This is a genomic window from Candidatus Aeolococcus gillhamiae (genome assembly GCF_016464765.1).
In the GTDB taxonomy this organism is placed as follows: Bacteria; Chloroflexota; Dormibacteria; order Aeolococcales; family Aeolococcaceae; genus Aeolococcus; species Aeolococcus gillhamiae.
The window spans coordinates 1-7,159 of record NZ_JAEKNS010000072.1 but is presented as its reverse complement, the minus strand read 5'-3'; the positions used below and the strand labels follow the sequence as shown (position 1 = coordinate 7,159).

The 7,159-nt window shown below is 69.3% G+C and carries 8 protein-coding genes; 3 read left to right on the top strand and 5 right to left on the bottom strand.

What is annotated here, in order from left to right; genetic code table 11:
* Positions 1 to 257: 257 nt before the first annotated feature.
* The 4 genes from JF886_RS06610 to JF886_RS06595 all read right to left on the bottom strand — a co-directional run bounded on the left by JF886_RS06610 (position 258) and on the right by JF886_RS06595 (position 2,870).
* A complete protein-coding gene (locus JF886_RS06610; RefSeq protein ID WP_337310800.1) occupies positions 258 to 617 on the bottom strand; it encodes a VOC family protein in 360 nt (119 codons plus the stop codon).
* A gap of 82 nt (positions 618 to 699) precedes the next feature.
* Complete coding sequence (gene rplL, locus JF886_RS06605; protein ID WP_337310797.1) at positions 700 to 1,095, bottom strand: 50S ribosomal protein L7/L12; 396 nt, start codon at positions 1,093 to 1,095, stop codon at positions 700 to 702.
* Between the two features lie 22 nt (positions 1,096 to 1,117).
* Positions 1,118 to 1,675: a 50S ribosomal protein L10 gene (gene rplJ / locus JF886_RS06600; protein WP_337310795.1), complete on the bottom strand. Its 558-nt coding sequence runs from the start codon at positions 1,673 to 1,675 to the stop codon at positions 1,118 to 1,120.
* A 214-nt stretch (positions 1,676 to 1,889) separates the two neighbouring features.
* Entirely contained in the window at positions 1,890 to 2,870 is a 981-nt protein-coding gene (locus JF886_RS06595; protein WP_337310793.1) for a sulfite exporter TauE/SafE family protein, read from the bottom strand.
* Between the two features lie 239 nt (positions 2,871 to 3,109).
* On the opposite strand from JF886_RS06595, the gene JF886_RS06590 reads away from it, so the two are divergent.
* From JF886_RS06590 to JF886_RS06580, 3 genes are read left to right on the top strand one after another with little or no spacing between them, the layout of a single operon-like run.
* Positions 3,110 to 3,904, top strand: a complete 795-nt coding sequence (locus JF886_RS06590) for a 3'(2'),5'-bisphosphate nucleotidase CysQ (protein ID WP_337310791.1) — start codon at positions 3,110 to 3,112, stop codon at positions 3,902 to 3,904.
* Positions 3,901 to 5,373, top strand: coding sequence for a cation:proton antiporter (locus JF886_RS06585; RefSeq protein WP_337310789.1), 1,473 nt, complete (start codon positions 3,901 to 3,903; stop codon positions 5,371 to 5,373). The genes JF886_RS06590 and JF886_RS06585 overlap by 4 nt, the downstream gene beginning before the upstream one ends.
* Complete coding sequence (locus JF886_RS06580) at positions 5,370 to 6,071, top strand: histidine phosphatase family protein (RefSeq protein ID WP_337310787.1); 702 nt, start codon at positions 5,370 to 5,372, stop codon at positions 6,069 to 6,071. The genes JF886_RS06585 and JF886_RS06580 overlap by 4 nt, the downstream gene beginning before the upstream one ends.
* 53 nt (positions 6,072 to 6,124) lie before the next feature.
* Here JF886_RS06580 and JF886_RS06575 read toward each other — a convergent pair whose 3' ends face one another.
* Entirely contained in the window at positions 6,125 to 7,048 is a 924-nt protein-coding gene (locus JF886_RS06575; RefSeq protein ID WP_337310785.1) for a sulfotransferase, read from the bottom strand.
* Positions 7,049 to 7,159: the final 111 nt, after the last annotated feature.

Sequence of the window (7,159 nt, the reverse complement as noted above, 5' to 3'; positions counted from 1 at the left end):
GGGTGGACAGTCTGGAAGCATTCAAAACCATGTGCTAGAGTTCCCTCGACAAGGTAGGCGCGCGGGTACCGACGGCGACGGGCACAAGGACGTATCGTACCAAAGCTCGGCCGATCGGCGCCGCATGGTCTCTTGCGCCCTGGAGAGAGAAGTTCTACCCCGATTTGAGTTCGCTCAAGCACGGGTGGCGCCGCCTGCGCTGGGGCGTTTGGGGTTGTTGCCGCGTCGCAGCGAGGTCCTCTGCTCAGCGCTGGGTCTTACTCGTCCGGCTTCAGCGCCCGCAGGATGCAGAACTCGTTGCCCTCGGGGTCGGCGAGCACCACCCAGGTCTGCTGACCCTGGCCGATGTCGACGTGACGGGCACCCAGGGCCAGAGCACGCTCCACCTCCGCGGCCTGGTCGTCCGGACGGAGGTCGATGTGGAGGCGGTTCTTGCCCGACTTCCGGTCGGGGACGGTGAGGAACAAAAGGTCACGGCCGTCCGGCCCGAAGTCGATCCAGTGCTCGGTGCCGTCGTCGTCCGACTCCAGCGGCATGCCGAGCAGCTCTGCCCAGAACCCGCCGACCCGGCGGGCGTCGTTGCAGTCGATGACGGTGGTTTGGAAGAGCAGGCCCACCGCCTCATTAAAACGGAAAAGGCCCGCGCCACTCCGGCGCGAGCCCTTATCAGTGCGACGCTCCGTCGCCCGATCGCTTCGTCTAGCGGATCTCGACCGAGGCGCCGGCGTCCTTGAGCTTGGCAGCGGCGGCGTCCGCGTCCTCGCGGGACACGCCCTCGCGCACCGGCTTGGGGGCACCGTCGACCAGATCCTTGGCCTCCTTGAGGCCGAGGCCGGTGATCTCACGAACGGCCTTGATGGCGTTGATCTTGGCGTCGCCCGGCCCGGTGAGCACCACGGTGAACTCGGTCTGCTCCTCGACAGGTGCCTCGCCACCGCCGCCGCCGGCTGCCGGGGCTGCGGCCGCTGCGACCGGGGCGGCCGCCTTGACGCCGAGCTTCTCCTCCATGAGCTTCACGGCGTTGACGACGTCGAGCACGGTCCACTCTTTGAGGGACTCGACGAAATCCTCCGGGGTCAGGGTCTTGGTTGCCATTGGTTGTCTCCTGTGGGCGGCGTTATGCGGCCGCTGCGAGCTGGTCGCGGTACGCCTCGAGCGTCGACGCGAAGGTGGCGGTGATCGAATCGAGCGCACCGGCGAGCTGGGTCAGCGGGGACTGCAGCGTCCCGGCGAGCTGGGAGAGCAGCGCCTCGCGAGAGGGCAGCTCGGACAGGGTCTTCACCGCGGCGGCGTCGAGGACCTGGCCTTCGACGAGGCCGGCAACGGACGGCAGGCGCTTGTTGACCCGGAAGTACTCGCTGAGCACCCGGGCGGGGACGGCCAGGTCGGCGTACCCCAGCGCCAGCCCGACCGGGCCGACGAGCACCTCGCTGAACGCGGGCACCCCGGCTGACTCGGCGGCGCGGCGGGCCAGGGTGTTCTTGACCACGACGTAGTCGACCCCCTGGGTGCGCAGCTGAGCGCGGAGCTCCTCGAGCTGGGCCACGGTCAGGCCGCGGTAGTCGGTGACCACAGCGGACGTGGCGCGGGTCAGCTTGTCGGTGAGGCGTTCCACCGCCTCCCGCTTGCGTGGGCCGGCGCGGGTGCCGCTCACCTCGGCGGCGTTCGCGGACATGCGTTCCTCCTGGTGCAGGAGCCTCCGGCGACACCCACCGCTGTGTGAGGTGGGCATCGCGGACAGCGCGTCGCCGGACGCTCAACCGCTTCGCTCACTCACCTACCGCAGGAGATTGAGGAGCACGGCGCCCCGCCTGCGGTCTCTGGCGAGAGGTTGCCTCGACGGCACCCTGGATTGGTTTGCGCAGCCGAGGATAGCAGGGACCCGGTCCTCAGTTGGCGCGCTGCTCCCGGCCCATCTCGCCTGCGGCCACCAGCTGCTCCCGGCCCATCTCGCCTGCGGCCACCAGCTGGGCACGCGCGCGCCGCGGCATCAGCCCGTCGGTGGCCCGCACCAGCATCCACACCACCGGGGCGATCACCACCACGGCGAGCAGGATCACGCCGAGCTCGACGTTGCCCACCTGGACGAGCTTGAGCCCCGACGCCAGCAGCACGAACGCCAGCACCCGGCGGATGAGCCGTGCGGGCGCGCGCGCTGAGATGCGGGCCCCGAGGTAGACGCCGGGGATGCTGCCGACCAGCAGCGAGGCGGTCAGCGCCACACGGAAATCGCCGAAGAGCAGGTGGCCGAGCGATGCCGCACCCACCAGTGGGATCGCCTGGACGAGGTCGGTGCCGACCAGCTGCGAGGCGCGGATCCGGGGGTACAGAAAGAGCAGCAGCACGATGATCAGCGAGCCCGATCCGACCGATGTCATGCCCACCACCAAGCCGCCGAGGGCGCCGATCAGCATTGTCGGCACCGGGCGCACCGTGATGGCCGAGGGATCGGCGACGGTAAGGTGCTCGCCGCGGGCGCGCTGGCGGAGGTTGAGCAGCGCCTTGACCACGATGGCCCCGGCGGCCACCAGCAGCGCCACCCCCAGGATGATCTGCACGGCGTCCTCCACCCGATGCCCGCGGCCGATGGCCCGCAGGATGAGCACCCCGACGAAGGCCGACGGCACCGAACCGATCACCAGCCACTTCACCAGGCCCCGGTTCACGGTCCCCTGGCGGAGATGCACCAGGGCACCGACCGGCCGCATGAAGAAGGACGCCACTAGGTCGCTCGACACCGCGGCCAGCGGCTGCACGTTGAAGACGACGACCAGGATCGGCGTCATCAGCGCCCCGCCACCCATGCCGGTGAGGCCGACAACGAAGCCGACGATCAGCCCCGCCAGTGCGAGCGTGAGATCCAGGTGCATCCGGCTGCGTTCCCCCCTACCCGTCGACCCTTCGATTGCTGGAGCGTTAGGCGCGTCTGACTGATTCTGCCGGTCGGGAGGTCGGTCGTCAAGTCCCCGGCTCTGCCCGACTTGGTCCCTTGACGATGCGACGCTTTTGGCTACAATGAAGCGATTGGTCCGGGGCGTCGCCACGTGGTCTCGTAGGATACGTCGCCGGGCGATCGGGTTGGTCGAATCGTGAGCAGGGGGTTCGCAGGGTGGCTTCTAACGCTGCCGTCTCGGTCCGCGCTGGGGATCAGTGCGACCATGAGCTCGCCCGGCGGATCGCTGAGCAGGCGGGGCGCGCCCTGGTGGCCCTGCGCGACGGCGCCGGTCCCGACGCTGACCCTCAGCAACTTCGCGACCGGGGAGACCGGCAGTCGCACGAGCTGATCATGGAGCTGCTCGCGGAGCTGCGGCCGGGGGACGCCGTGCTCTCTGAGGAGGGCACGGATGACTCCCGCAGGCTCGGTGAGCGCCGTGTCTGGATCATCGACCCGCTCGACGGCACCCGGGAGTTCGGTGAGCCCGGCCGCGCGGACTGGGCTGTCCACGTCGCGCTGGTGGAGGAGGGGACACCGGTGGCGGCTGCCGTGGCGCTGCCGGCGGCGGGCCTGGTCTTCGGTACCTCGCCGTCGCCGGCGCTGCCGGCCGGTTCGGGCGGCCCGCTGCGGCTGGTGGTCAGCCGGTCGCACACGCCCCCGGCCGCCGCGGAGATCGCCCGCCGCCTCGGCGCGGTGCTGGTGACCATGGGATCTGCCGGCGCCAAGACCATGGCGGTCGTCCGCGGCGAGGCGGCCGCATACGTGCACATGGGCGGCCAGTACGAATGGGATTCGGCGGCCCCGGTCGGTGTGGCACTGAGTGCCGGCCTGTGCGCGACGCGCGCGGACGGGTCGCCGCTGCGCTACAACCAGCCCAACCCGTGGCTGCCCGACCAGGTGGTGTGCCACCCCGAGCACCAGGACGCCATCCTCGCGGCGGTTCGTGCGGTAGTGGATCACGGCACGTGAGTCTCAGCAACTTCGCCACGCTCCACCTCCTGCTCGCCCTCAGCGTGATCCTCATCGCCGCGCACGGGATGGGCTTCCTCTTTCGGCGCGCGCGTCAGCCGCAGGTGGCCGGTGAGATCGTCGGCGGCCTGCTCCTCGGACCCACCGTCCTCGGCGCGCTGCGCCCCGACCTCGCCCACCAGCTGACGGCGGGCAGCGCGTCGACGACGGCGGTGCTCGGGGCCGTCTACCAGTTGGGTCAGCTGTTGCTCATGTACTGCGCCGGCGCAGCGCTGCGCGCTCGGCGCCGCCCCGGTGAGGGCCGGACGACGAGCCTGATCGCGCTGCTCGGCAACGTGGTGCCGTTCGCCGCCGGAGCCCTCTTCCTCGGTGTGTTCAACCCCGGTCACCTGGTGGGCACCGCGCAGAACAACACCGCGTTCCTGCTCGTCTTCTGTTGCGGCGTGGCTGTCACCAGCATCCCGGTGATCTCTCGCATCCTCGCCGACCTCGGCATCCTCGGCACGTCGTTCGCGCGCATCGTGCTGAGCGTCGCGGTCATCGAGGACCTTGTCCTCTATGTGATCCTGAGCATCGCTCTGGGTCTGGTCGCACCGGTGCACGGCGACAACTTCACGCTCGCCAGCCTGCTCTCGATCCATCCCGGCTCGGCGGCCGCCGACGCCTACTACGTCGTCGTCTCCATCGCCGCTTTCGCGGTGCCGTTGGCGCTGGGACGCTCGTTCGTCGAGCGCCTCGGGTCGCACCGCATCAATGTCCTGGGCCGTGGCAACGCGCTGGCGTTCCAGATCGTGTTCATGATGGCCATGACCAGCGCGGCGCTGTTCCTGGGCATCTCCCCGATCTTCGGCGCCTTCATCGCGGGACTCCTCGCCGGCACGCTCACCGGGACCGCCGCCAGCGCGCAGGCGACGATACAGAGCTTCGCCTTTGGGTTCTTCATCCCGGTGTACTTTGCAATCGTCGGACTCAAACTCGACCTCATCCACCAGTTCGACCCCGCGTTCTTCGCGCTTTTCCTGCTCTTCGCCTGCGCCGTCAAGGCGATGAGCGTGTACGCGGGGGCGCGCATCGCCCGCGAGCGCCGGGGCAGCGCGCTCAACCTCGCCGTGGCGCTCAACGCGCGTGGAGGGCCGGCCATCGTGCTGGCATCCGTCGCGCTTGACGCGCATGTGATCGCGCAGCGCTTCTACGTCGACCTGGTTCTGCTCGCACTGCTCACCTCGATGCTGGCGGGCGCCTGGTTGGACCGCGCGCTCAGACGCGGCACCTTGTTCGAGGACGACCCCGTCAGCGGACGTTTCCTCCCAGGCAACGCGGCGCACCTGACTACCGTTGACTTGACGGGCGATCCGCATGACGCAGCCGCGACATTGACAAGCCATCAAGCCGTCGATACCCTCTTCCACGGGCCATCGGCGGTCGAACAACGTGTCCCGGTCCAGCCGGGGGAGGGGGGAAGGCAATGACCAACTTGGAGTACGTCCGCTCGCCGCGTATGAACGCCGTGGAAGGACCATGCCGCGTCTTCCTTGTCCGCCACGGCACGACGCGTATGAATGTCGAGAACCGTTACCGCGGACGGGCCGACGTCCCCCTGGATGCCCAGGGCTACCAGGAGGCGGTCGACGCTGCGCGCACGCTCTCGCCGGCCGGCCTGAGCGCCGTGTACACCGGGCCGCTGCGCCGCACCATCGCCACCGCGCAGATCATCGCCGACGAGGCCGGCGTCCCCGACATCCGCATCCTCCAGGGTTTGATCAACCTCGACTACGGCATCTGGCAGGGGCTCACTGCCAAGGAGGCGGCCGCGCACGATCCGCGTGCGTTTGAGCTCTACAAGACCAACCCGTTGCGCTGTGTCTGCCCCGATGGGGAGCGCATCGCCGACGCGCAGGAGCGGATGCTTGCGGCAGTGGAGCTGATCGGGTCACGACACCAGGGCGAGACAGTGACCGCCGTGTCCCACGCCGTGATGATCCGGTTGCTGATCGCCAAGCTCGAGGGCGCAGCCGGCGAGGGCTGGCGCGTGCCGGTCAACCGTGGCGGCGTCATCGAGTTCCACGTGGCCGACGGCAACGTGGAGCTGATCACCGCGGTCGGCGAGGGATCCGACGAAGAGGAGGCCATCGCCAGCCCCGCTCCGCGCGTGGCCAACGGGGGTTGACCCTCAGCTGACACGACGAGCCGCCGCTGGCGCGATAGTGCGCCGGCGCCGGCTCAGTTGTACTTCCAGCGCTTGAGCAGGGGCCAGCTCAGCAGCGTGACCACGCGCCGGCTGGAGCGCGGCAGCGAGCGTACCCATGCGTCGTCCTCGCGCATGACGACGTTGCCGTGCTCGAACCGCATGTCATTGCCAACAGCGGTGTGATCGACGCTGAGCACCACCCCCGATGTTGAGATGAAGTCCAGGTCGCTGTCGGTGGTGGGCCTGCCCGCGAAGGCGGCGATGCGGCCGAGCAGCGTGCGCGGCTCGCGCACGACGTCCTCGTACCTGGCCACCAGCACGCGGGCGCCGAGAGCGCGCATGACGTCGAAGAGCAGGTGATAGACGTTCCAGCGCATGGTGATCACCGCCGGTGCGTAGTTGTGCTTGTAGACGACGCGGTCGACGCTGTCGCGCATGATCTGCTTCTTGGTCGCGGAGTACGCCGTGCCCCTGCTGTCGCGCACCAGCTGGAGGATGCTCAGGTGCATGCCGGGGACTCCGCGCAGCACCAGCGCGTAGGCGGGTGCCTTGGTCGAGTCGATGATCACCTCGTCACCGCTGACCGTGTGCAGCGCGTCGTACAGGCGCTGCAGCAACGCTCGGTACCGTCGCAGCCGCCTCGCGAACGCCGGCGAAAGCGCGGGCGCGAAGAGGAGCGGGATGTACCGCTGCCTGGTCACCTGCGGGTGAAGCGCGACCAGCTCCTCCGCCTGAGGCGATTTCCAGCCACCGAAGGCGGCCTCGCCGACCGCTTGCCAGAAGTCGCACTCCATGAAACGCTCGCCGCACCCGCAGAGGCGGTTCTCCACCAGGCTGTGGGTGGTGAGCAGCCCGAACTCGCCCGTGGACAGGAACCCCGGGATCTGGCCGAGCATGCGGTCGACGAGCGTGCTGCCACTGCGCGTGCAGCCGCCGATGTAGAGAACCCTGGACAACGTCGGAACCTCCGTGTCCTCAGATCATCGAGGACGGGCAGCGTTTGGAGACCGCGACGTCGCGGCTTTTCGCAGCATTGTCACCCTTAAATGCTGTGGGCCGGCAACGCC

Coding starts and splice junctions, on each gene's coding strand:
- JF886_RS06595 (WP_337310793.1), bottom strand. CDS start 2,870: ATGCACCTGGATCTCACGCTCGCACTGGCGGGGCTGATCGTCGGCTTC.
- JF886_RS06580 (WP_337310787.1), top strand. CDS start 5,370: ATGACCAACTTGGAGTACGTCCGCTCGCCGCGTATGAACGCCGTGGAA.
- rplJ (WP_337310795.1), bottom strand. CDS start 1,675: ATGTCCGCGAACGCCGCCGAGGTGAGCGGCACCCGCGCCGGCCCACGC.
- rplL (WP_337310797.1), bottom strand. CDS start 1,095: ATGGCAACCAAGACCCTGACCCCGGAGGATTTCGTCGAGTCCCTCAAA.